Here is a 22,685-nt window from a genome sequence, read left to right as displayed (position 1 = left end):
GGCTCAGCCCGCGATCGAATCCGGGTGGCCGAACAGTGCGACCAAGGCCGGATCGTGGAACTTCACCACGCGCGACACCCCGGCGGCGGTCGCCGCCAGCACCACGATCCCGTCCGCGCGCAGCGCTCCGTCCGCGCAGCGGTGGTAGACGACAGCGGCGGGCTGGCCGTTGGCGGTGGTGGCGGCCATCCGCCACTCGCCGGGCACACCCAGCACGTAGGTGTCGAGCACGCGGATGCAGTGTTCACGTCCGGCCTGCCAGTCGCGGAACGGGGTCGCCTCCAGGGTGGCGTCGGTGCGCAGCACCTGTTCCAGCAGGGCGGCATCGGATCGCTCGAAGGCCGCGATGTATCCGTCGAGCAGCGCTCGCGCGCGCCGGTCGGTCGGTTCCAGGAGTGCCTCGGGGGCGGGTTCCAGTTCGTCGAGGCGGGCGCGGGCGCGCTGCAGGCTGCTCTTCACCGCAGCGGTGGTGGTGCCGAGAATCTCCGCGGTCTCGGTCGCGGAGAAGGCCAGCACCTCGCGCAGCAGGAGGATGGCGCGCTGGCGGGCGGGCAGGTGCTGCAGGCTCGCGACCAGCGCCAGGCGCAGCGATTCGCGCGCGACCACCACCGCCGCCGGATCGCCGGTGTCCGCCGCGACCCAGCCGTCCGGAAATGGTTCCAGCCACGAAACCTCCCCTGCCGCAATGTCTCTCGGTGGCCGACCGATACCACCGTCCGGGCCGTTGAGACCCGAGGGCAGGACCCGCGTGCGGCGCGATGTGCGCGCGGTGAGGCAGACGTTGGTGGCGATCGTGTACAGCCACGACCGCATCGACGCCCGGCCCTCGAATCCGGCGTAGGAACGCCAGGCCCGAAGGTACGTTTCCTGCACCAGATCCTCGGCATCCTGTGCCGAACCGGCCATGCGGTAGCAGTGCGCCAGCAACTCCCGGCGGTAGCGCTCGGTGTCGGCGGCGAATCGGTCCCGGTCCGCCGCCCGTGGCTGCGCCGTCATATCGCCGAGTGTAGGAGTCGTGGTCACGGCCGCAGGGCCAGTTTGCCGACGGTCGTGCGGTTCTCCAGTTCGGCCAGCACCTTCGGACCATCGGTCAAGTCGTGGACCGTGGGCTGTGCGGGTGCGATCACACCGGCGGCGACGAGGTCGGACAACTCCGCCATGACGGCGCCGAAGATTTCCGGCGCCGCCTGGATCAGCACGCCGATATTGAGGCCGACGAGCTGGATCTGGTGTTCGTAGATCAGCTGCCAGTTGCTGATCGCGGCATCGCCTCCGGCCGCGCCGAATACGACCACCCGGCCGGTGACCCGTTCGGCCGCGGCCAGGCTGTCCGTGAAGCCGGGGCCGCCTGCGGATTCGAGCACCAGATCGACGCCGGTGCCGCCGGTCAGCTCCCGCACCTCGGCGGCCGGGCTCGCACCGCGCGAGTCCACGACATGGTCGGCGCCGAGCCCGCGCACGATGTCGTGTTTGCCCGGTGCGGCGGCGGCGATGACCGTCGCCCCGTAGTGCTTGGCCAGGGTCACCGCGGCCTGTCCGGTCGCCCCCGCCGCGGCCTGGATCAGCACGGTTTCACCGGCTACGAGGCGACCCAGCGGTTTCAGCGCGGCGAGCGCGGTCGGGTGGTTGACGGTCAGGCCCAGGGTTTGTTCGGGTGTCCAGCCCTCCGGCACCGGGACGGCCGCGACCGCCGGCAGGACCAGGTATTCGGCGAAGGCTCCGTCTCCCACCCCCGCCACGTGCGCTCCCGGCCGGGGTTCGGTCACACCCTCGCCCACCGCCACGACCTCGCCGGCGGCTTCGAACCCCGCCAGGTACGGCGGCCGCGGGCCGCCGCCGAACGTGCCGTGACTGCGCGAGATGTCGGCGAAGTTGACCCCGGCCGCGGTCACGCGGATCAGGATCTCGCCCGGGCCGGGGTGGGGCACCGGCGCGTCGGTGATCAAACGAATGTCCTGCGGCCCCAGCAGCGATGTCTGCTGCAGGGCCCGCATGGTCGCGGGAACGGTCACGGCACTCAACTCTCTTCCTCGGCTCGTTGCGGCCCACCGGTTCGGCGCCACCGATCATGTAGACCTCGGGCGCTGTGAAAAGGAATCGGTGGTCCGGCGCGAGATCGCGCGGTATGCCGCGACATCACCGCTCGCCACGGCGTCCCCGCCGACTACCACCCCACCCGGCCGCCGGTGTGGTGCTCGATGGTCGACCTGCCCTCCAGTTGCGTTGCCCCGGTGAGCGAATGACCGTATCGGCCTGACCGTTCGCCTGAAATCGGTTGGTGCCGAGCAGTTTCGGCTTACAGTGGCTGATGGAGGCGGGGTTCGCAGGCCGACTTTCCACGCCGCCTCCGAGAGGGGAGATGTGCGATGACGGCGCCGAAGTCGCCTGGAAAGCCCTCCGGATCGCGGTCATGGCCGCGGCGGATGCTGCATTGGTCCGGCTGGCCGAAGGTGGCGGCGATGGCGACCGCCGTCGGTACGCTCGGCGCCACACTCACCGCCGCCGTCGCCTTGTGGTTCACCGCTCAATCGCTGCGCGCGACGAACAATCAGTACGCACTGTCCGAGCAGGTCGCGGTGACCGACCGTTTCCGGCTGGCCGCGGAGCAATTGGCTTCCGACAAGATCAACGTCCGGATCTCGGGCATCTATCTGCTGGAGCGGCTCGCGAAGGATTCGACAGCAGACCATCCGACGGTGTTCTCCGTGCTCGAGGCGTTCGTGCGCACCCAGATGGGCGCAGCGGCATGCGACGACTCCGAAGCGCGGCCGGATTCTGCGGTCGAGCCGCCCGCCGACATCCAGACCGCGCTCACCGTCATCGGCCGCCGGGACGCGGCTCGGGACGGTGACCACCGGGTCGATCTGAGCCGCACGTGTCTGAACGGCGCGACTCTGGACAGCGCCCGGCTCGCGGGTGCCGATCTCACCGGCGTGCGCCTGATCGGCGCGAAGCTCGGCAAGGTGGACCTCACCGGCGCGAAGCTCAGCGGTACACGCCTGGCCTTCGCGGATCTCACCGCCGCGAATCTCGGCAACGACGACCTCACCGGCACCGATTTGCACCGGGCGGATCTCACCGGCGCGCACCTCACGGGCGCGAATCTGACCGGCGTGCACCTGACCGGCACCAAGCTCAACGATGCGAACCTCGCCGGCGCGAGACTGACCGGCGCACTGCTCACCGGCGCCGACCTGACGGGCGTGACATACGACGACGGGACCGCATGGCCTGCCGGGTTCGCTCCCCCGCCGCGGTGACCGGCCGGCCCGACCGCCCGATGCCGGTCAGCGCCGCCCGCGGAACGTGCGGCGCAGATCGTCGATCCACAGATCCGGGATCTCCCACGGGATGAAGTGGCCGCCGCGGTCGTGGACGGTGAGGTTGACGTGGTTGTACCACCGGGCGCGGTCGCCGGTGCGGAAGTTCTCCACGCGGCTCTCGGTGTCGACGCCGGGTGGGTTCTCGTAGCCGACGAAGGTGATGCCGGTGGGTGCCTCGACGACCGGAAGGCGGTCGTGCGACGGCGTCCAGGGGTAGCGATTGTTGTTGGCGTAGAGGCGGATCGACGTACCGATGGTGTTGGTGACCCAGTAGATCGTCGCGTGGGTGAGCAGATCGTCTCTGCTGAACACGGTTTCGACATCACCGCCGTTGTCGCTCCACTTGCTCCAGCGTTCGAGGATCCAGGCCAGCATGCCCGCCGGGGAATCCGACAGAGCGTGAGCGAGGGTGCTGGGGGCGAGCAGGTGTGCGGCCAGGTGGACAGCGAAACGCCTGTCCAGCTCCACGAAACGCGCGTGCACCTCGGCGGGCAGGTCGTCGGGAATCGGCCGTCCGCCACTGAAGTCCCAGGCGCGATCGCCGTTGAACAGGGTCAGTTTCAGCCCGGACCCGATGTGGATGGCATACAACTCGTCGGCGTATTTGTGACCGAGCTGCGCGGTGACCAGCGCGCCCACGTCGCAGCCCGCGGCGGCGTATTTCTCATGGCCCAGCACCTCGGTCATCAGCGTGTGCCAGAGGTCGGCGACCTTCCAGAAGTTCAGATCCGGGCGGTCGGCCAGCGGACTGGAGAATCCGAAGCCGGGAAACGACGGCACGATCACGTCGAACGCCTCGCCCGGGTCGCCGCCGTGCGCACCCGGATCGGCCAGCGGGCCGGCGACCTTGGACCAGTGCCAGAACGTCCAGGGCCAGCCGTGCGTCAGGATCAGCGGCGTCGGATTCGGTCCGATGCCGGGCTTGCGCATGAAGTGAATCGGCACCCCGTCGATGTCGGCCTGGTAATGCTGGAAGGTGTTGATCTCGGCTTCGGCTGCGCGCCAGTCGTATCCGCTGCGCCAATAGTCGACGAGCTCCCGCAGATAACTCCCGGGCACGCCGTAGTACCCGTCCTCGTTGCCGGTGTCGTCGGGCAGACGGGTCAGTTCCAGGCGCTGCCGCAGGTCGGCGAGCGCACTGTCGGGGACGTGAATCGTCGTGGGAGTCAAGGGGAACGGTCGGGCATCGTGGGTGGTATCGCTCATGTGACCTCCTGCGCCGTGTGGTCGCCACAATTGCATAAGCAGCTTATTTAAGCAACTTGTATAAGTTCCGGATATAGTTGACCGTGTGGACGACATCGACGATTTCGACGTGGACGGATTCGCCGCGGTGATCGAGGACTTCAACCGCGTCTACATCCGCATCCCGGTCCGGGAGAAACTGTCGTTCACCACGCTGTCGGTGCTCGACACCCTGGCCCAGCGCGGCCCGATGCGGCTGACGGAACTGACCGAGACCGAGCAGATGACCCAGCCGGGCATCACGCAACTCGTCGCGCGCCTGGAACGTGACGGGCTGGTGCTGCGCCGCCGCGACCCCGGCGACGGGCGAGCCGTACTCGTCCACCTCACCGAGGCGGGCCGGCAGATCCGGCAGAGCCGCCACGACGACCGAGTCCGCTACCTGGCACCACTGATCGGCGACCTGAGCCCGGCCCAGCGCCGGGCGCTGGCGGCCGCGCTGCCCGCCCTCACCCGGCTGGCGCGGCTGCAGCGGGAGCGCTGACACATCGCATCCCTCACCCCGGGTTGCGCAGGGCTCGCAGCAACAGTGCCCAACGCTTCGCGGGATCTCACGACGCTGCGCGGCAGGAGTTTTGTGCAGGAGGGCGGCGAGCATGCTCACCGCGATGAACGCCTCCTCGGACGCTCACCGCCACACCAGTTTCAGTACCGCGGGGGTCAGCAGCATGCGGATCACCGTGGCATCGAGGATCAGCGCCGCGATCATGCCGTAGGCGATGTACTTCATCAGCACCAGATCCGAGAATCCGAACGCGCCGGTGACCACGATGAGAATCGCCGCCGCCGAGGTGATCACCCCGCCGGTATGAGCGATGCCGTAGCGGATCGCCTCCGCCGGCGGCGCCCCGTCCGCGCGGGCCTCGGCCATGCGCGACTGCAAGAACACCTCGTAATCGGTGGACAATCCGAACAGCACCGTCACGATCAGCACCAGCACCGCGAACATCAGCGGCCCGGGCGTGAAGCCGAGCAGGCCCGCGCCGTGGCCCTCGACGAAAATCCACGTCAGAATGCCCAGTGCCGCACCGAGACTCAGCGCGCTCATGATCACGGCCTTCAACGCCAACACGATCGAGCGGAAGGCGATGTACATCAGAACCAGCGCTGCGGTCGCCAGAATTGTAGCCAGCAACGGTAATCCGTCGATCAGGCCGTGGATGGCGTCGCGTTCCAGGGCCGGCACCCCGGCCACCATCACCTGCACACCGGGCGGATGCGGAATCGCACGCAGCGCGGCGATGGCGGCGTCGGCATCGGATTTGTGCACCAGACCGGTGGACAGCACGTTGATGCCGTTGGTCGTCGGCGCCGCCGCCTCGAACGGACCCGTCAGACCGGGCGCGAAATTGGCCTGGAACCGGATATCGGACAGCTGCTGCGGATCGGCCCCGACCACCACCAATTTCACCGGCTCGGTGCGGAATTCGGGAAACAGCGTGTCGAACTTCTCCTGCGCCACGCGGGCCGGGTTGTCGGCCGCCAGATACCGCTCCGACAGGCCGCCGAATTCGATATTGCGGAACGGGATCAGCAGGAACAGCAGCCCGGCCACCACCGGCACGATCACCCGCGCGGGGTGGCGCATCGCGAAAAGGGCCAGCTTGGAGAAGAATCCGTTATCGATCTCCTGGGCGCTGCGGATCCCGGCGAACCGGTGCCAGCCCCACAGATCGATGCGCCGCCCGACGATGCTCAGCGCCGCGGGCAGCGCCGTCACCGACAGCAGCGCCGCCAGCAGCACCGAACTTATCCCGCCGTAGGGCACCGAACGCAACACCCCGTTGGGGTAGATGAACAGCGCCGCCAGGCTCACCGCGATGATCGCCGCGGAGAACAGCACCGTGCGCCCGGCCGTGGCGACGGTACGCGCGGTCGCGTCCTCCACACTGCGCCCCGCCGCCAATTCCTCCCGGAAACGGGTCACCGCGAACAGGCCGTAGTCGATCGCCAGCCCCAGGCTGACGAGGGTGACCACGGCACTGGCGAAGACGTTGACGTCGATGCGGTCGGTGAGCAGGCGCATCATGCCCTGACTGCCCAGAATCGTCATCCCGCCGATCAGCACCGGCAGCAGCGCGCCCACCACGCCGCCGAACACGAAATACAGCAGCACCGCCACCACCGGCAGCGCGATCAGCTCGGCCCGGTGGATATCGTCCTGCATCCCGATGTTGATGCCCTCGACCACCGGCTGCAGGCCCGCCAGTTGCACCGTCGTGCCGCCCGGCCCGCGCCCGGAACCACCTGCGCCCAAATCCTTCTGGATGGCGAGGTAGTTGTCGACCGTGGCGGTGTCGGAGCCGTGCAGGCCAATGCTGGCGAACGCGTGGGTGCGGGAGGCGTCGGCGAACTGCCCCATCATGGAACCGTCGAAATAGCTGTCGATCTTCTTGATCCGGTCCGGATACCGGTCGTGCAGATCCTTCAGCGCCGAGCCGATCGCCGCGCGGATCGGCGGATCGTCGACGGTGTGGCCGGGTGGTGCGGTGTAGAGCACGATCACGTCGGCGTCGGTGTCGCGCCCGAAGGTCTGGTCGGCGAGTTTGGAGGCGACCACCGATTCGCTGTGTTCGTCGAACCATCCGCCCTGGGTCAGCCGCGAGCCCAGATCACGGCCGTAGAACCCCGAGACGGCCACGATCAGGACGAAGACCGCGAACACGAGATACCGATGGCGGTGGACGAATCGGCCCCACCGCAGGAGAAACCCCTCGAGCATGCCCGGGGTCAGCCGCAGGCCGCGGTGCGATAGTCCGCCGAACGCAGGATTCCGCACAGGTCGGTGCGCGAAATCTTCCACTTCCCGTCGATATCGACGAAATGCACGATGGTGGTGCGCACGTTCTCGCCGCTGCCGTCCTTGTCCAGCCGCATCGTGGCGGTCAGCGTGCCGTCGTGATTGTCGAAGACGGGATCGACCACGCCGTATACGGCGCGCGGATTGTCGTGCAACGCCTTGTACATATCGGGAATGGCGTCCTTGAACGCGGCGCCGTCCTCGATCAGGTCGGTGCGCTCACTGTCGGGCAGCGACGGATCCAGGGCGCGCTTGATCTGCGAGTCCAGCTGCGCGGCGGACGGCAGCGGCGGCCGGTTGGCGCTGCTGACGGCAGCCGCCTCCGAGGAGGAGGTGAGCGCGGCATAGGCCGACGAGCGCGCCGCCGCCACCGAAGCCTCGTCGGGACCGCTGTCGCAGGCGGCGATCACCAGCGCGAGCATCGTGATTCCCCAGGCGCCGTGGACCGTGCGTCGCAATGCCATTACGTCCTCGAATGTGTCGAAAGTAACCGGTGGTTCCTACAGTCTGGCACGTGGGATCAGCGGCCCTCGATGACCGCGCTCAACCGGTTCAGCAAGGCGCGCACCGTCGTCGTCGCGCCGCGCTGTTCGGATACCGGCACGGCGGTCGGCACCAGATCACGCACCAGGGCGCGCACGCTGCGGGCGTCGTCGAGGTCGATATCGGTGACGGCGGCCTCCACCACGGCCACCACATCCTCGGGGCCGGGCACGTCGGTGGTGGCGTCGGCGCGGTAGATCTCGAGGGTGAGGGTGGAGCGCACCGTGCGGAAAGCGAACGGCTGCCCCTCGGCCGTTCGGCCGAACCCGTGCGCGAACGGACCAACGGTTAAATCTTCAAGTGTGAATTCAGACGTGCGGTCTGTTTCCAACCGAGACTCCCCTGGTTCGACGCCGGATGCGAGGTATCCACGGTAACGGGTGAGGCGCGTGCCACGCCGGAACCACCCCGGTGACCGGCCCGCGTGTCCGATCATGGTCAGATGAAGCAGTACGCATGAGTCACACGAAGGAGTTCGGAGCATGCGGGGTAACCGGTCGGCACTGAGTGCCGTCCTCGCGGCCGCCGGTGCCGTCATGCTCGTCGCGGGCTGTTCCTCCCACAGCGACGACGCGACATCTCCCGCGGCCGGTGCTCCCGGCATCGCCGCCGCCGCGCCGGCGACGACGGCCGCGCCCGCCGGAGCCGTCACCTCCTTCGGGCCCGTGGGTTCGCTGCTCGCCGAACCCGCTACCGGCCGGGTCGTGGCGCTCGATCCCAACGGACTCGGATTGCGCCTGGTCGACCCGGCGAATCCCGCTGCCGCGCGGTCGGTCACCCTGCCCGCGCACGCCACCGATCTCGCGCTCGGCGCCCCCGGTGAGGTGCTGGTAGCGGCCGGGCGCGAGGTGTTGCGCGTCGATATCGCCACCGCCGCGGTCCGTCCGGTGCCCGTCGACGGCGACGTGCGCGCCGTCGCCCGCCGCGACGACGGCAGCCTGGTCGCCGGGCTGAACGGCGGCCGCGTGCAGATCCTCGACGCCGACGGGCACCCGAAGCGCACCGTCAGCGGCCTGGGCACCGTCGATGCCGTGGCCACCACGGCCGAAGCGGTGGCCACGCTGGATCTGGACCAGACCACCCTCACCGAACTGGACCTCGATCGCGACCGCCCGGGTCTGGCTCTGCGCGCCGGCCTCGGCGCCACCCACCTCATCAGCGATCACTACGGCCGCCTGCTCGCGACCGACACCTCCGGCGGAGCGCTGCTGGTCTACACCACCGATCCGCTGCTGCTGCGCCAGCGCTTCCCGGTCGGGCCCTCCCCCTACGCGCTGGCCTACGATGAACGGTCCGACACCGTATGGCTCACTCTGAGCGGAAGCAACCAGGTGGTCGGTTTCGATCTGTCGACCGGTATACCGGAAGAAGTGGGTCGCTTCGCGACGGTGCGCCAGCCCAATTCGCTGACGATCGACAGCCGCACCGGCGACATGTTCGTCGGGTCGGCAACCGGAGACGGTCTGCAACGCATCGGTGCGGACCAGAGGAAGAGAGGTCAGTGATGGCTCGAGCGCCTCGATACGAGTCGGCGTCCGGCGCCGCACACCATGACCGGCGCAGACGGTCGATTCCCGCGGGATGGGAGGAGACCAGCGAAGAAGGAGAATACGAGTACGTGCCGCTACGACTACCCCCGGACGTGAATCGGGTCACCGCGTCCATGCGCCTGGCCATCCAGGCCGAATTCGGTGGCTGGGAGCTCTCGCGAGTGCGGGCCTACACCGATGGCAGCCGGCGAGTGTTGTTGCGGCGGCGCAAAACCAGCTTCCCCGTGACCGAAACGGGGATGTGAGGGATGTATTCCTTATTCCTGCGGTTGCTGTTCCTGGTGCCGCCCGAGCGTATCCACCACCTCGTGTTCACCGTCATCCGGCTCACGACCGCCTTCCCGCCGACACGATGGCTGGCCCGCCGACTCACCGCGGCCGCTGATCCGATCCTCTCCACCACCGTCTTCGGCGTCGACTTCCCGGCGCCGCTGGGCCTGGCCGCCGGGTTCGACAAGGACGCCGCCGGTGTGAACGCTTGGGGCGCACTGGGTTTCGGTTTCGCCGAGATCGGCACCGTCACCGCGCAGGCGCAGCCGGGTAATCCGGCGCCGCGACTGTTCCGGCTGCCGGCCGACCACGCGCTGATCAACCGGATGGGCTTCAACAACCACGGAGCGGCCGCGGCCGCGGGGCGGCTGGCCGCACGCCGCGGCGGTGGCGTGCCGATCGGCGCCAACATCGGCAAGACCAAGGTCGTGGAGCCCGAACACGCCGCCGAGGACTATGCCCTCAGCGCCCGGCTGCTGGGCCCGCTCGCGGACTTCGTCGTGGTCAACGTCAGCTCCCCCAACACCCCCGGCCTGCGCGATCTGCAGGCAGTGGAATCGCTGCGCCCGCTGCTGCGCGCGGTGCTCGACAGTGTCGCGGCCGGCGCCGAACCCAAACCGGTGCTGGTCAAGATCGCCCCCGACCTGTCCGACGAGGACATCGACGCGGTCGCCGACCTGGCCGTCGAACTCGGGCTCGCCGGAATCGTGGCCACCAACACCACCATTCGCCGGGACGGACTGGCCACCCCGGCCGCGAAGGTCACCGCGATGGGCGCGGGCGGACTGTCCGGACCGCCGGTCGCCGACCGCTCGCTCGAGGTGCTGCGCCGCCTCTACGCCCGCGTCGGGGACCGGCTGGTGCTGATCTCGGTCGGCGGGATCGAGAACGCCGACCAGGCCTACGAACGCATCCTCGCGGGGGCCTCGCTGTTGCAGGGCTACACCGGGTTCATCTACGGCGGGCCGTTCTGGACGCGGGCCGTGCACCGTGGCATCGCCGCCCGCCTGCGCGCGGACGGATACCGCAGCCTCGCCGAGGCCGTCGGCGCGGCGCACACCGCCCGCACCTGAGCGGAGCCGATCCCGCCCGCTCGTCCGATCCCACCGCTCGCCGATTCCCGCTGCCGTGGCCCGTGTCCGGTGCGCGGAGACGGTTGCTACCGGCCGGAAGCGCCCCCCGAATGTCCGATTTCACGTTTAGGATGGGTGATCCGCATCACGTCCCAGACGTGATGTTCGTGCACTGACCGGGAACAAGGGATATGACCACAGCAGAGATCGGCTACACCCACCACACCGGCGCCACGGTCCGCACCGTGCCCGAGGCCTTCCAGCAGACGGCGACACTACGCCCGAACCAGGTCGCGTTGCGGACCGTCGGCGGCACCCAGCAGATCACCTGGGCCGACTACGCGCGCCGCGTGCGCGCGATCGCGGCCGGGCTGGCGAAACTCGGTGTCGCGCATGGGGACACGGTCGGGATCATGCTCACCAACCGGCCCGAGTTCAACCTGGTCGACACCGCGATCCTGCATCTGGGCGCCACCCCGTTCTCGGTGTACAACACCAGCTCCCCCGAACAGATCGCGCACGTGTTCGGCAACGCCGAGAACGGCGTGGTCGTCACCGAGCAGGCATTCCTCGCGCCGATCACCGCCTCCGGGGCGAAACTCGAGCACGTGATCGTCGTCGACGGCGCCGCCCCGGAGGGCGGGCTGACCCTGGAGCAGGTCGAAAACGATCCGGCCGAGGATTTCGATTTCGACGCCGCCTGGCAGGCGGTGCGGCCCGACGATCTGGCCACCCTGATCTACACCTCGGGCACCACCGGGCCGTCGAAGGGCGTGGAGATCACCCACGCCAATGTCGTCGCCCAGATCGTCGCGCTCACCAACGGCGCCCTCGTCGCCGATATCGATGCCCGGGCGGTGTCCTACCTGCCGGCCGCCCATGTCGCCGACCGCATCTCCGGGCACTGTCTCACCCTGTTCACCGGTGTCACCATCACCTGTGTGCCGGACCCGCGCGAGATCGCCGCCGCCCTGCCCGATGCCCGGCCCACCTTCTTCTTCGGCGTGCCGCGGGTGTGGCAGAAGATCAAGGCCGGTGTCGACGCGGCGATCGCCACCGAATCCAGCCCGGTCAAGAAGGCGCTGGCGCAGTGGGCGATCGGGGTCGGCGTCGCCACCGCCCGGGCGCGGCTGGCCGGCGGCAACGGCGGTCCGCTGCTGGCCGTACAGCACAAACTCGCCGATGCGCTGGTGCTGTCGAAGTTGCGCGCCACCCTCGGCCTGGACGAGCTGAAGGTCGCCTCCTCCGGCGCGGCCGCGATTCCGCCCGAAACGCTGGAATTCCTGCTGGGACTGGGTTTCACGGTCAGCGAGGTGTGGGGTATGTCGGAGACCACCGGCGTCGGCACCTTCACCGAACTCGACAAGCCACGCCCGGGATCGGTAGGTCGGGCCGTCGACGGGGTGGAGATCCGCCTCGACAGCGACGGCGAACTGCTCATCCGCGGCGGTATCGTCACCCACGGTTACCGCAAGATGCCCGAGAAGACCAGTGAGGCCATCGATTCCGACGGCTGGCTGCACACCGGCGATATCGCGACCATCGACGGCGACGGCTACGTCACCATCGTGGACCGCAAGAAGGAATTGATCATCACCGAGGCCGGGAAGAACATCTCCCCCACCAATATCGAGAATTCGGTGAAGGCCGCGTCGTCGCTGATCGGCCAGATCGTCGCCATCGGCGACTCCCGCCCCTACATCGCCGCGCTGGTCGTGCTCGATCCCGACACCGCCGCCGTGCGCGCGAAGGCACTGGGCATCCCCGACGCCGATCTCGACACCCTCGCCACCCATCCGCAGATTCTGGAGGAAGTGCGCGCCGCCATCGTCGCCGGCAACGCGAAACTGTCCCGGGTGGAGCAGATCAAGCGCTTCCGCATCCTCGCGCGGGCCTGGGAACCCGGTGGCGTCGAACTCACCCCCACGCTGAAGCTGAAGCGTTCGCCGATCGCCGCCGAATACGCCGCCGACATCGCCGAGCTCTACACCGATCCGGTCCCCGAGGGCATCCACAACCTCTAGTCGAAACGTTTCGGGCACAAGCTGTTTCACGGCGGTGGGGTCTTCGGAATCACCGAAGACCCCACCGCCGCTCGACCGGTTACTTCTGTTCGTAGGTACCCACGAGGGTCGCGCGCGCGATGGCGTGCGAGAACAGGTTGAAACCCAGATAGGCCGGGGTCGCGTCCGCGCCGATGCCCAGCGATTCGACGTCCACGGCGTGCACCACGATGAAGTAGCGGTGGTAGCCGTGCCCGGGCGGCGGGCCGGCACCGACGAATCCGGCGAAGCCGCCGTCGTTGCGCAGCTGCACCGCACCGCTCGGCAGTGCGCCGCCTTCGCTGCCCTCACCGGCGCTGCCCGCACCGGATTCCAGCGAGGTCACCGACGCCGGGATGTCGGCGACGGCCCAGTGCCAGAAGCCGGAGACGGTCGGTGCGTCGGGGTCGTAGACGGTGACCGCGAAACTCCTGGTCTCCGCCGGGAATCCGCTCCACGACAACTGCGGGGAGATATCTCGGCCGCCCGCCCCGAACACCCCGCTGACCTGCTCGTTACCCAGCGGCTGTCCGTCGGTGACATCGGTGGAGGTGAGGGTGAACTCGGGCAGCTGCGGCAATGCCGCATAGGGATTGTAGGAATAGTCGGGCACGAGGACCGTCCTTTCTGCTAGTCGAGCGGATCGTCAGCTGTGCAACAGGAAATGCTCCATGACGCGGGCGCCGAATTCCAGCGCCGACACCGGAACCCGTTCGTCCACGCCGTGGAACAGCGCGGAGAAATCCAGGTCCGGCGGCAACTGCAGCGGTGCGAAGCCGAAACACCGAATTCCCAAGCGCGCGAACGCTTTCGCGTCCGTGCCTCCGGACAGCATGTAGGGCACGGTGCGGCCGTCGGGGTCGTGGGCCAGGATCGCCTCGTTCATCGCGTCGACCAGATGCCCGTCGAAGGTGGTCTCGTAGGAGTCGAGTTTGGTGATCCACTCCCGCTCCACGTCCGGGCCGATCAGCTCGTCGACCTCGCGTTCGAAGGCCGCCTGCCGGCCCGGCACCACCCGGCAGTCCACGGTGGCCTCCGCGGTCTGCGGAATCACGTTCGCCTTGTAACCGGCGCGCAGCATGGTCGGATTGGCGGTATCACGCAGGGTCGCGCCGATGATGCGCGAGATGGTGCCCAGTTTCGCGAGCTGCCCCTCGATATCCGGACTGTCCGGATCGAACTCGATGCCGGTCTCCTCGCTGACCGCGGCCAAAAACTCGGCCACCGAATCCGACAGCACCAGCGGGAAGGTGTGCTTACCCAGCCGCGCCACCGCCTCGGCCAGAATCGTCACCGCGTTGTCGTCGTGCAGGAACGAACCGTGGCCCGCGCGGGCCTTGGCGCGCAACCGCATCCAGCCCAGGCCCTTCTCCGCGGTCTCCACCAGATACAGCCGCCGCTCGGTGCCGTCGCGGCGCGGCACGGTCAGCGAGAAGCCGCCGACCTCACCGACCGCCTCGGTGACACCCTCGAACAGATCCGGCCGGTTGTCGGCCAGCCACTGCGAGCCCCACTTGCCGCCGTTCTCCTCGTCGGCGAGGAAGGCGAACACCAGATCGCGCGGCGGCACCGTGCCCTCGATCTTGAACTGGCGGGCGACCGCCAGCATCATGCCGACCATATCCTTCATGTCGATCGCGCCGCGGCCCCACACATAGCCGTCGCGGATCGCACCCGAGAACGGATGCACACTCCAGTCCGCGGCTTCGGCCGGCACCACGTCCAGATGCCCGTGGATCATCAGCGCACCGCGGCTGGGGTCGGCTCCGGGCAAGCGCGCGAAGACATTTCCGCGCCCCGGCGCACCCGACTCCACGTACTCGGTGGTGTACCCGGCCTGCTGCAACTGATCGGCCACCCATTGCGCACACTCGCGCTCGCCCTTGGTGGTTTCGAGCACCCCGGTGTTGGAGGTGTCGAAACGGATCAGCGTGCTGACCAACTCGACCACTTCGGCTTCCGCCCGGGAGCGGGACTCGCGCTGTACACCTGTCACGCCCCTTTCCTACCACGCGCCACGCAGGGGCGAATGCCGCCCGACCCGGCCGTGCCCGCGAATCGGCGCACCGACCTGGGCCGGGGCACGCTCACGTCGCAGCGGCGCTCGCGATGCCCGCTCCGCGGACACCGATCGCCTTGCGATCTCGCTGATCGAATTATCCGGGTGGGCGTCGCCGGAATCGCGGCGGTGACCGTGCGGCGCCTGCGCGAATCGGGCGCGCGGATTCCGGCAGCGACGCTTACCATTCCGGCATGCGCCGTCGTAGGTGGCTTCGGGCCGCGGTGTGCTCGATCGTGTTGATCGCCTGTGGCTGCGTCGGCGCGGTGGAACGCGACGCCTTCGAGCAGCAGATCCGGGCTCGCGGCGGCGGCTTCGTGGACGGGCTGCCCGCCGCGGCGTTCGAGGCGTTGCGAAACCGGCTGGGCACCGGCGACATTCAGGCCGGTGTGGTGATGTTCGTCGCTCCCGAGTCGACGCAGTTCCGGCTCGTCCTGGCCGATCAGCCCGAACAGGTGACCCGATTCCTGGCCGACCACGACGATCTGAGCACCCGCGAACCGGCCGTCCACCTGCGCGTCCGAACCGCGCGGCGCCCACGTGAACTCGACGACTACTCCTATCGCCTCGGCGCCGTGAGCGCACCGCGGCCGGTGCGCGTCTCGGCCTTCGACGACCTGGACGGCGAATGCTTCACCCTCGGCGAAGTACCCGGCCTCACCCGGCTCGAGTCGATCGTCGATACCGCCCTCGCCCGCAGCGCCCTCGCCGACGGTGTCGTTCCGGTGATCGTCGTGAGCCGATTCGGACGCGACATCCGCATCGTCGCCGACGTGACGTCCGCGCGGACGGACATGATCGCCGAATTCGATTCCGCCGGTACGTTTCTCCGCATCCGGCAGGTGTGAACAGTGCCCAGACCGCTCATTTCCGCACTCGGCACCGGCGTCGCCGCCGGAAGTATCGTCAGCTTCGTCCTGCCGCTGGCGATCTGGCCCGGGGAAGCCCGGCTCACCGCGCCGCTGTTCTGCCGGGCCCCCTACCTGGATCCGATCGTGGTGTCGGACACCTTCCACGATTCGGAGGGCACGTCGGTGAACTACACCCTCTACTGCGTGAGCGAGCGCGGCGCCCTGACCGACGAAGGGTTCGTGTTGCCGTTCCTGACGCTGTTCGCGGCGCATATCGTCCTGGTCACCGCCGTGGTCCTCGTGGCGACGCTGTGGGCGCGCAAGCCGTCGGTCGCCGCGGCGGAGACCGGCGCCGTGGAACTGTGACGTCCGAGTAGCGCACGCGGGAGCGCTAGCCGCTCGTGGCGACGGCGTTCAGTTCGGGCGGCTGTGCGGCCGGCGTCACCGTCGCGTTCTCCTGCCAGCCGGGCGGGCCGAAGACGTAACCCAGTCGCCCGCGCCAGGTGTGGGCGGCGCGCACGTCGCGCAGCAGAGCCGCGAATTCGTGATAGTTGACCTTCAACGGATTTCCGGTGCCGATGTCGTGGGTGAGCCCGTAGCGGATGGGTTCGGATTCGGCGGCGAAACTGCCGAACACGCGATCCCAGACGATGAACACGCCGCCGTAGTTGGTGTCGAGGTAGGGCTGGTTGGAGCCGTGGTGCACGCGGTGATGGGCAGGGGTGTTGAACACGAATTCGACCGGGCGCCACAGGGTTCGGACGCGCTGGGTGTGAATCGGGAACTGATACAGCAGGCCGAGGGTGTTCAGCAGGAAGATCATCCACGCGGGGAAGCCCAGCAGCGCGGCCGGCACCCACGCCAGGCTCCGCGCCATCGACGCGATCGGGTTGAGCCACGGCAACCGGATCGCGGTCGTCAGATTGAAGTGAGTGCTCGAGTGGTGCACCGAATGCGCCGTCCACAGCAACCGGATGCGGTGGTCGGCCCGGTGGGCCCAGTAATAGCAGAAATCGGTGACCACCAGTCCCAGCAGCCAGACCCACCAGTCGCGCGGCGACAGGTGCAGCGGTGTCCACGAGGCGGCCAGCACGATGGTGGAGAACGGCAGCACGTACTGGAGCAGGGGCTTGGTGAGCTGCCCGATCGCATAGGTGGCCCAGTTGGTGGCCGCCTCGCGCCCGTACCGGCCGCTGGGTGCGCGGTCGGGATCGCGGCGCGCGTCCCACCACTCCACGCCCATCATCGCGATGAAGGCCGGCACCGCGTACAGCGCCAGGTCCGCATTGTTCATCCGAACTCCTGTCCCGATCCGATCCGCCCGCGGGCACCGAGGCGTCCTCGCGAGCGGCGTGCCACAGCGACGGTAATGCCGCCGACCAGCCCGAACATCGGGCCCGAGAGGGACCTCCGATCCCCCGCCCGAGGGACTCGCCGTCACCGTCCGCGCCGGTATCGTCGCGGTGTGTTGTGGGAGCGAGCGGTGTCGCCGAGCCCGTGGGCGCTGCTGCGGCGTACTCCACGGCAGCCGGGGGGCAAGAGCGCGGCGGGGCCGCCGGGCGGTGAACTGCGGGCGGTTCGCCGGTCGCTGACCAGGCAATCGGTGGCGGTCGCGGTGGTCGCGGCGCTGGTGGACGCGGTCGTGTTCGCGCTCTCCGGCATCTTCTCGGTGGCGCCCGGGCCGGCGAGCGCGGTCCTGGTGGCGATCGTGGCGGCCGATCTGGCTTTCGCCGCGCCACCGGCAACGGCCGCGGTCGTCGCCGTGGTCCAGGTCGCGATCAGGCTGGCGGTCACGGTGCTGCTGCATCGGCACGGGCTGCCCGTCCGGGTGGCAGACGTCGGTTTCCTCGTCGCCGGCTATCGGGCGGGTGCTTGGTTGTCGGGCCGGGCGTCGCTGGTCACGGTGCCCGTGCTGGTGCTGGGTGCGTGCGGTGCGCCGCTGATCGCGGGCGGCGCGCCGGCGGCGGACTGGCGCCTGCTGCTCACCTCGGCGATCTCCGGCGGCGTGGTGCCATGGCTGGTCGGCCGTTACACCGCGGGTCGCGGCGCCTACATCGCAGAACTGGAGCAGCGCGAACGGCTCGCCCGCCAGCAGCAACGGACCGCGCTGGAACGAGCACTGACCGACGAACGTGAGGCGATCGCCCGCGACCTCCACGACGTCATCTCCCATCACGTCAGCGCGATCGGTATCCATGCGGGCGCCGCGCGTTTGGCCCTGCACGGAAGTGGCGCCGCCACCGTCGCGGCGACACGCTCCCTGTCGGCCGTGGAATCGGAGAGCCGCGCGGCGATGGTGGATCTGCGCCGTCAGCTCGATCTGCTGCACGGCCGCGAGGACGCCGCTCGCCAGCCCGGTATGGCCGATATCGACGATCTGGTCGACCGCGTGCGCGTCGCCGGCCTCGATCTGACCGTCACCACCAGCGGCGCCGAACTACCCCGCTCGCTCGACATCACCGTCTACCGGATCGTGCAGGAACTGCTCACCAACGCCCTGCGCCACGGCGCCGGCAGTGCGCGGCTGACGGTCCGCAACGACGGCACCGGGGTCGAGATCGAACAGTCCAATCCACTTGCCGACGAAGAGGATTCGAACGTCCCCGCACCTTGCGTACCGCCGATCCGGGCCACGGGTCCGCTCGATTCGGCAGCGACTCCGCACGGACCCGATGCGGTCCCCGCCGGCGAGCGCGTGTCCGTCCGCGCCACCACGCCGGCCACGGTCAGGTTCCGGTCCGGCCGGCGAGCTCCGTTGCGAGAACGCGGCCCCGCCGCCCGCCCGGGCGGTGCCGCGCCGGAGGCGGCCACGGGCGTGCATCGGGGACTCGATGGCATCCGCCGGCGCGCGGAACTCTTCGACGGCAGCGTGGACCACGGCGTCGCCGACGGCCGCTGGCGCGTCCTCGTCCGGCTCCCGGGTGGGCGGTCGTGATCGGCCCGGTCCGGGTCCTGATCGCCGACGACCACGCGATGTTCCGATCCGGACTGCGAGCCGTCCTCGATGCGGTACCGGACCTCGAATGCGTCGGCGAGGCGGGCGACGGCCGCACCGCCGTCGCCGAGACCGCGCGGCTACGGCCCGACGTGGCGATCCTCGACATCCGGATGCCGAAACTCGACGGTCTGGCGGCCACCGAGGCCATCGTGGCCGCCGGCGGCACCCGCGTGCTGGTGCTGACCACCTACGACAGCGAGGCGAGCCTGGCGCGCGCCCTGCAGGCCGGTGCCAGCGGATTCCTGCTCAAGACGCTGCCGCCGGAGGAGTTGATCGCGGCGATCCGGGTGGCGGTGCGCGGTGACGCGATCATCGACCCATCGATGACGCGCCGCCTGGCCGCCCGGCTCGCCGACACCTTGGCCCCGGCGCCGCCGCCCGATCATGCCCTGACCGCCCGGGAACAGCAGGTTCTCCTCCTGCTCGCCGATGCCCGCAGCAACAGCGAAATCGCCGCCGCTCTGGGTGTCGGCGAGGAGACCGTGAAAACCCACGTATCCCGGATTCTGTCGAAACTGCAAGTGCGCGACCGCATTCAGGCTGTCGTGTACGCGTACCGGCACGGCCTGGTGCGATCGCCGGGCCGCTAGCCGTCCGCCGAGCACCTCGGCGACGTGGGCGAATCGTGGCAAATTTCCCGCATCTCGGGTATCCGAACCCCCGCCACCACCGCCGAACCGGGATTATCCTCGCGGTGTGTCGACCCATCACCGGGCTGCCGGTGATGTTCAATCGGTGCCGTTGAGGTTCCAGCGAACGAGTGAAAGGTTAGAGACATGGCACTTCCCACCATGACCGCCGAGCAACGCTCCGAAGCGCTGGCCAAGGCGGCCGCGGTCCGTAAGGCGCGGTCGGAACTGATCGAGCAGATTCGCAAGGGCTCGGTCTCGTTGGCCCAGGTGCTCGAGCGTGCCGACAAGGAGGACTTGGTCAAGAAGACGAAGGTTGCCGCGGTCATCAAGGCTCTGCCCGGTATCGGGCCGGTCAAGGCGGCAAAGCTGATGGACGAAGCCGATATTCCGGTCGACCGCCGTATCGGCGGCCTGGGGTCCCGTCAGCGTGCCGCACTGCTCGAGGCGTTGACGAACTAGCCCTCCCGAAGGCGGCGCTCAGCAGTCACCCGCGAGTCCGGGACCTGCACGGACACCCGTGATTTGGACCTCGCGGAGAGATCCGTTAACCTTGCTGAGCACCACCGGTCCGGGTGGCGGAATGGCAGACGCGCTAGCTTGAGGTGCTAGTGCCCTATTAACGGGCGTGGGGGTTCAAGTCCCCCTCCGGACACTGTGTATAACTCGGAGTTACAGATAACCCCCGGCTTCGGCCGGGGGTTATCTGTTTCCCGTGATTCTATCGAGTCGGACCGACTTCGTGGGGAGGATCCGCTCATCTCGTCGCGGCGTTGTTCCGGATCGCAACTGGCCGGATCACACCGTGCTCCTGGTGTGAGGTGTCGTAGGCTCGAGCCGACGATCACCATGAGGAGCTGACTGTGACGGTATCCAATCCCGACGCGCATACGCGAATCACCGCCGAAGAGTTTCTGGCCACCGAGCCCGATGCATTCAGCGGCACATTCGGCGACGTCGAGATCGTGGACGGTGCCGTGGTGCGACTGATGGCCCAGAGCGAGGCGCACAGCCGAGTCGTGCGTCGGCTCGCCACAGCCTTGGACGACGCGCGCGATCCCGCGGGTCCGTGCTTGCGAGTCGGGTCCGATGTCGCTGTCCGGTTCGCCGACACGGACGATCGCCGAACCGACCACCGGCTCAACGTCCGCTACCCCGATATCTTCGTTCGCGATTGCGAACCGTATGACATCAACACCGTCCGCGACCACATCGCCCTCATCGTCGAAGTCGTCTCGAAAAGCACGGTAGACACAGACACCAGTGAGAAACACACGCTCTACGCACGCACCGGAATACCCGCCTACCTGATCGTTCACTTCGACAAGAGCTGGGAAACAATCGACCGCATCGAGGAGTACCGCCTCGACTGGTCCGGATTGCGATACATGCCCCACAAGGTCCACCGCACCGCCTTGGTCCTGGACTCACCGGTCACACTCGCCATCACCTTCGACGCACTCCACCGTCCCTGACCACCATGGTCTCGCCCGGCGCCGTCGGGGTCGCGTGCTCTTAACGCATCGGCTCGGCGCCGTCGGAGTGTTCGTCCACATCGGGCAGGTCCGCGACCGCCTCCGTCACGGTCGGATACAGCCCGACCGGTGTCGCCTGCGCTTGCGCGGTGCCGAGCGCGTCACCGAACTGGCCGATCGAGCGGGCGATCCGGAAGTCGATATGGCGCCGGCCCAGATCGTCGCGCAGGTCCGCCAGCATCGCCGCGGCCGTGACGTCGATGCTCGGTGAGGTCTCGGCATCGAGCACGACCAGCCGGGTCCGGTCGGTGCACAACTGCTCGATACGTCCGCGCACATAGTCGGCGTTGGCGAAGAACAGACCCGACTCGACCCGCACCACTACGAGGTCGGGCCGCTGGGTCAACTCCGGATGCCGGTCCGCGTCCAGCCACAGCGTGCCCGACCGCACCACGGGCGCCACATGCGGGCGGGACGTGCGATACACCAGCAGCAGCATGGAGATGCCGATGCCGATCAGCAGGCCGGGCAGCGTATCGAACAGCAGGACGCCGACCATCGCCGCGACGGCGGCGGCGAAGTCGGCGCGGGCGGCCTTGCCGTAGATTCCGCCGAGTCGCTGCGTCCACACCTGATACAGCCGCCGCAGCGCCGCGAAGTCGACCAGCTCGATCACCGCGGCGATCACCACACCCGCCAGCGTCGCCTCGGGCAGGTTCTCGAACAGACCGGTGAGGAACAGCAGGGTCAGCACGGTCAGCGCCGCCACCACCAGCCCACTGCCCTGTGATCTGGCACCTGCCGAGCCGTTGACGGCGGTCTTGGACAGGCTGCCGTTCACGACCATGCCCGACGACAGCCCGGCGCCCAGATTCGCCGCACCCAGTCCGAGCAGTTCGCGGTTGGCGTCGATCTGGTAACCCGCTTTGGCCGCATAGGTTTTCGCCGCGCCCAGGCCCTCGGCGAAGCCGATCAGCAGCACCCCGACCGCGGGGCCCAGCAGATCGATGTAGTTGCCGACATCGAGCCCGTCCGGAAGCCCCAGCGCCGGCAGGCCCGAATCGATGTGACCGACGATGGCGACGCCCCGCTCGTCCAGATCGAACACGGCCACCGCGCCGATTCCGACCAGCACGGCGAGCAGCGAACCGGGTACCAGCGGCAGCCAGCGCTTCACCACCAGCACGATCGCCAGGCTCACGGCACCGACCACCACGGTCCGCCACTGCGCATCGCCGAGATGGCGCAGCACACCCCAGGCTTGTTCGAAGAAATTGCCCTCGTGTTTGTGGATGCCGAGCAGTTTCGGCACCTGGCCGATGATGATGGTCAACGCCAGCCCGATGATGAACCCCTTCAGCACCGGTTCGGAAATGAACGCCGCGACGAAGCCGAGCCGGATCGCGCCCGCGATCAGGCCCACGATTCCGGTCGCGATGGCGAGCCCCGCCGACAACGCGATGTAGCGGCCGCCGTCGGCGCCCGCCATCGGCGTCACGATCGCCGCCGACAACGCCGCGGTCGCCGACATGGGCCCCACCACCAGATGCCGGGAACTGCCCGCCAGCGCGTACAACACGAGCGACGGCACGGCGGCGTAGAGACCCACCACCGGAGGCACACCCGCGATCGATGCGTAGGCCAGTGCTTCCGGCACCAGAACCGCCCACACGGTGAGGCCGGCGACGACGTCGGCACGCAACCATTGCGGGCGATATCCCGCCAAGGACTCGAATATCACCCAGCGTGCCGCCACCTGTCCTCCACCCGTCCGCAGGACCGGTCTTCCGATCACACACCGTCGTTGCCGCTCGGCAGCGACGCTAA

22 protein-coding genes and 1 tRNA gene are annotated in these 22,685 nt (G+C 68.8%); 13 read left to right on the top strand and 10 right to left on the bottom strand.

Going from position 1 to position 22,685, the window contains the following annotated elements:
- Positions 1–3 precede the first annotated feature (3 nt).
- Positions 4–996, bottom strand: coding sequence for an RNA polymerase subunit sigma-70 (locus AC5592_RS03365; RefSeq protein ID WP_063063340.1), 993 nt, complete (start codon positions 994–996; stop codon positions 4–6).
- A 23-nt stretch (positions 997–1,019) separates the two neighbouring features.
- Complete coding sequence (locus AC5592_RS03360) at positions 1,020–2,012, bottom strand: zinc-binding dehydrogenase (RefSeq protein WP_063063527.1); 993 nt, start codon at positions 2,010–2,012, stop codon at positions 1,020–1,022.
- 447 nt (positions 2,013–2,459) lie between these two features.
- Here AC5592_RS03360 and AC5592_RS03355 point away from each other — a divergent pair, with 447 nt between their 5' ends.
- Entirely contained in the window at positions 2,460–3,260 is an 801-nt protein-coding gene (locus AC5592_RS03355) for a pentapeptide repeat-containing protein (RefSeq protein ID WP_198163745.1), read from the top strand.
- A gap of 27 nt (positions 3,261–3,287) precedes the next feature.
- On the opposite strand, the gene AC5592_RS03350 is transcribed toward AC5592_RS03355, so the two are convergent.
- Positions 3,288–4,529 (bottom strand): epoxide hydrolase family protein, encoded by a 1,242-nt coding sequence (locus AC5592_RS03350; protein WP_063063338.1) that lies wholly within the window; start codon positions 4,527–4,529, stop codon positions 3,288–3,290.
- A gap of 85 nt (positions 4,530–4,614) precedes the next feature.
- On the opposite strand from AC5592_RS03350, the gene AC5592_RS03345 reads away from it, so the two are divergent.
- Complete coding sequence (locus AC5592_RS03345; RefSeq protein ID WP_063063337.1) at positions 4,615–5,052, top strand: MarR family transcriptional regulator; 438 nt, start codon at positions 4,615–4,617, stop codon at positions 5,050–5,052.
- Positions 5,053–5,196: 144 nt separating this feature from the next.
- Here the strand turns inward: AC5592_RS03345 and AC5592_RS03340 are convergent, their stop codons facing one another.
- Genes AC5592_RS03340 through AC5592_RS03330 form a run of 3 tightly spaced genes read right to left on the bottom strand, consistent with a single transcriptional unit; the run spans position 5,197 to position 8,134 of the window.
- On the bottom strand, positions 5,197–7,290 hold the full coding sequence (locus tag AC5592_RS03340) for an MMPL family transporter (protein WP_063063526.1): 2,094 nt from the start codon (positions 7,288–7,290) through the stop codon (positions 5,197–5,199).
- 8 nt (positions 7,291–7,298) lie between these two features.
- Positions 7,299–7,832: a WKL family lipoprotein gene (locus AC5592_RS03335; RefSeq protein ID WP_063063336.1), complete on the bottom strand. Its 534-nt coding sequence runs from the start codon at positions 7,830–7,832 to the stop codon at positions 7,299–7,301.
- A 56-nt stretch (positions 7,833–7,888) separates the two neighbouring features.
- Positions 7,889–8,134 carry a hypothetical protein gene (locus AC5592_RS03330; protein WP_232329172.1) on the bottom strand — a complete coding sequence of 82 codons (246 nt, stop codon included), beginning with the start codon at positions 8,132–8,134 and terminating at the stop codon, positions 7,889–7,891.
- A 259-nt stretch (positions 8,135–8,393) separates the two neighbouring features.
- Between AC5592_RS03330 and AC5592_RS03325 the strand changes: the two genes are divergently transcribed.
- The 4 genes from AC5592_RS03325 to AC5592_RS03310 all read left to right on the top strand — a co-directional run bounded on the left by AC5592_RS03325 (position 8,394) and on the right by AC5592_RS03310 (position 12,828).
- Positions 8,394–9,416 carry a YncE family protein gene (locus AC5592_RS03325; RefSeq protein ID WP_063063335.1) on the top strand — a complete coding sequence of 341 codons (1,023 nt, stop codon included), beginning with the start codon at positions 8,394–8,396 and terminating at the stop codon, positions 9,414–9,416.
- Entirely contained in the window at positions 9,416–9,706 is a 291-nt protein-coding gene (locus AC5592_RS03320; protein WP_051024622.1) for a DUF5703 family protein, read from the top strand. The genes AC5592_RS03325 and AC5592_RS03320 overlap by 1 nt, the downstream gene beginning before the upstream one ends.
- Positions 9,707–9,709: 3 nt before the next feature.
- Positions 9,710–10,804 (top strand): quinone-dependent dihydroorotate dehydrogenase, encoded by a 1,095-nt coding sequence (locus AC5592_RS03315; protein WP_036501545.1) that lies wholly within the window; start codon positions 9,710–9,712, stop codon positions 10,802–10,804.
- Between the two features lie 191 nt (positions 10,805–10,995).
- A complete protein-coding gene (locus AC5592_RS03310; RefSeq protein WP_063063334.1) occupies positions 10,996–12,828 on the top strand; it encodes an AMP-dependent synthetase/ligase in 1,833 nt (610 codons plus the stop codon).
- Between the two features lie 79 nt (positions 12,829–12,907).
- On the opposite strand, the gene AC5592_RS03305 is transcribed toward AC5592_RS03310, so the two are convergent.
- On the bottom strand, positions 12,908–13,459 hold the full coding sequence (locus AC5592_RS03305; protein ID WP_063063333.1) for a YbhB/YbcL family Raf kinase inhibitor-like protein: 552 nt from the start codon (positions 13,457–13,459) through the stop codon (positions 12,908–12,910).
- A 33-nt stretch (positions 13,460–13,492) separates the two neighbouring features.
- The gene (locus AC5592_RS03300; protein WP_051024608.1) at positions 13,493–14,842 is read right to left on the bottom strand and encodes a M20/M25/M40 family metallo-hydrolase; all 1,350 of its coding nucleotides are present in this window, start codon (positions 14,840–14,842) and stop codon (positions 13,493–13,495) included.
- Positions 14,843–15,099: 257 nt separating this feature from the next.
- Between AC5592_RS03300 and AC5592_RS03295 the strand changes: the two genes are divergently transcribed.
- Both AC5592_RS03295 and AC5592_RS03290 read left to right on the top strand, forming a co-directional pair.
- Positions 15,100–15,753 (top strand): hypothetical protein, encoded by a 654-nt coding sequence (locus AC5592_RS03295; protein ID WP_157121535.1) that lies wholly within the window; start codon positions 15,100–15,102, stop codon positions 15,751–15,753.
- Between the two features lie 3 nt (positions 15,754–15,756).
- Positions 15,757–16,122, top strand: a complete 366-nt coding sequence (locus tag AC5592_RS03290; RefSeq protein ID WP_051024607.1) for a hypothetical protein — start codon at positions 15,757–15,759, stop codon at positions 16,120–16,122.
- A gap of 25 nt (positions 16,123–16,147) precedes the next feature.
- Here AC5592_RS03290 and AC5592_RS03285 read toward each other — a convergent pair whose 3' ends face one another.
- A complete protein-coding gene (locus tag AC5592_RS03285) occupies positions 16,148–17,050 on the bottom strand; it encodes a sterol desaturase family protein (protein WP_063063331.1) in 903 nt (300 codons plus the stop codon).
- Between the two features lie 171 nt (positions 17,051–17,221).
- On the opposite strand from AC5592_RS03285, the gene AC5592_RS03280 reads away from it, so the two are divergent.
- The 5 genes from AC5592_RS03280 to AC5592_RS03260 all read left to right on the top strand — a co-directional run bounded on the left by AC5592_RS03280 (position 17,222) and on the right by AC5592_RS03260 (position 20,858).
- Positions 17,222–18,691 carry a sensor histidine kinase gene (locus AC5592_RS03280; protein ID WP_232329171.1) on the top strand — a complete coding sequence of 490 codons (1,470 nt, stop codon included), beginning with the start codon at positions 17,222–17,224 and terminating at the stop codon, positions 18,689–18,691.
- The gene (locus tag AC5592_RS03275) at positions 18,691–19,344 is read left to right on the top strand and encodes a response regulator (protein ID WP_371507092.1); all 654 of its coding nucleotides are present in this window, start codon (positions 18,691–18,693) and stop codon (positions 19,342–19,344) included. Before AC5592_RS03280 ends, AC5592_RS03275 begins: the two co-directional genes overlap by 1 nt.
- A 186-nt stretch (positions 19,345–19,530) precedes the next feature.
- Complete coding sequence (gene mihF, locus AC5592_RS03270; RefSeq protein ID WP_030516894.1) at positions 19,531–19,845, top strand: integration host factor, actinobacterial type; 315 nt, start codon at positions 19,531–19,533, stop codon at positions 19,843–19,845.
- A 107-nt stretch (positions 19,846–19,952) separates the two neighbouring features.
- Positions 19,953–20,038, top strand: a tRNA-Leu gene (locus AC5592_RS03265).
- A gap of 208 nt (positions 20,039–20,246) precedes the next feature.
- On the top strand, positions 20,247–20,858 hold the full coding sequence (locus AC5592_RS03260; protein ID WP_036501382.1) for a Uma2 family endonuclease: 612 nt from the start codon (positions 20,247–20,249) through the stop codon (positions 20,856–20,858).
- A gap of 40 nt (positions 20,859–20,898) precedes the next feature.
- Here AC5592_RS03260 and AC5592_RS03255 read toward each other — a convergent pair whose 3' ends face one another.
- Complete coding sequence (locus AC5592_RS03255) at positions 20,899–22,614, bottom strand: SulP family inorganic anion transporter (RefSeq protein ID WP_232329170.1); 1,716 nt, start codon at positions 22,612–22,614, stop codon at positions 20,899–20,901.
- Positions 22,615–22,685: the final 71 nt, after the last annotated feature.

The organism is Nocardia violaceofusca NBRC 14427 (assembly GCF_963869435.1).
In the GTDB taxonomy this organism is placed as follows: domain Bacteria; phylum Actinomycetota; class Actinomycetes; order Mycobacteriales; family Mycobacteriaceae; genus Nocardia; species Nocardia aobensis.
This window is presented reverse-complemented; position numbering and strand designations above follow the sequence as displayed.

Bases quoted from the DNA above. Each gene is read 5' to 3' on its own strand.
- AC5592_RS03365 (WP_063063340.1), bottom strand. From the start codon at position 996: ATGACGGCGCAGCCACGGGCGGCGGACCGGGACCGATTCGCCGCCGAC.
- AC5592_RS03355 (WP_198163745.1), top strand. From the start codon at position 2,460: ATGGCGACCGCCGTCGGTACGCTCGGCGCCACACTCACCGCCGCCGTC.
- AC5592_RS03350 (WP_063063338.1), bottom strand. From the start codon at position 4,529: ATGAGCGATACCACCCACGATGCCCGACCGTTCCCCTTGACTCCCACG.
- AC5592_RS03340 (WP_063063526.1), bottom strand. From the start codon at position 7,290: ATGCTCGAGGGGTTTCTCCTGCGGTGGGGCCGATTCGTCCACCGCCAT.
- AC5592_RS03335 (WP_063063336.1), bottom strand. From the start codon at position 7,832: ATGGCATTGCGACGCACGGTCCACGGCGCCTGGGGAATCACGATGCTC.
- AC5592_RS03325 (WP_063063335.1), top strand. From the start codon at position 8,394: ATGCGGGGTAACCGGTCGGCACTGAGTGCCGTCCTCGCGGCCGCCGGT.
- AC5592_RS03320 (WP_051024622.1), top strand. From the start codon at position 9,416: ATGGCTCGAGCGCCTCGATACGAGTCGGCGTCCGGCGCCGCACACCAT.
- AC5592_RS03315 (WP_036501545.1), top strand. From the start codon at position 9,710: ATGTATTCCTTATTCCTGCGGTTGCTGTTCCTGGTGCCGCCCGAGCGT.
- AC5592_RS03310 (WP_063063334.1), top strand. From the start codon at position 10,996: ATGACCACAGCAGAGATCGGCTACACCCACCACACCGGCGCCACGGTC.
- AC5592_RS03295 (WP_157121535.1), top strand. From the start codon at position 15,100: ATGCGCCGTCGTAGGTGGCTTCGGGCCGCGGTGTGCTCGATCGTGTTG.
- AC5592_RS03285 (WP_063063331.1), bottom strand. From the start codon at position 17,050: ATGAACAATGCGGACCTGGCGCTGTACGCGGTGCCGGCCTTCATCGCG.
- mihF (WP_030516894.1), top strand. From the start codon at position 19,531: ATGGCACTTCCCACCATGACCGCCGAGCAACGCTCCGAAGCGCTGGCC.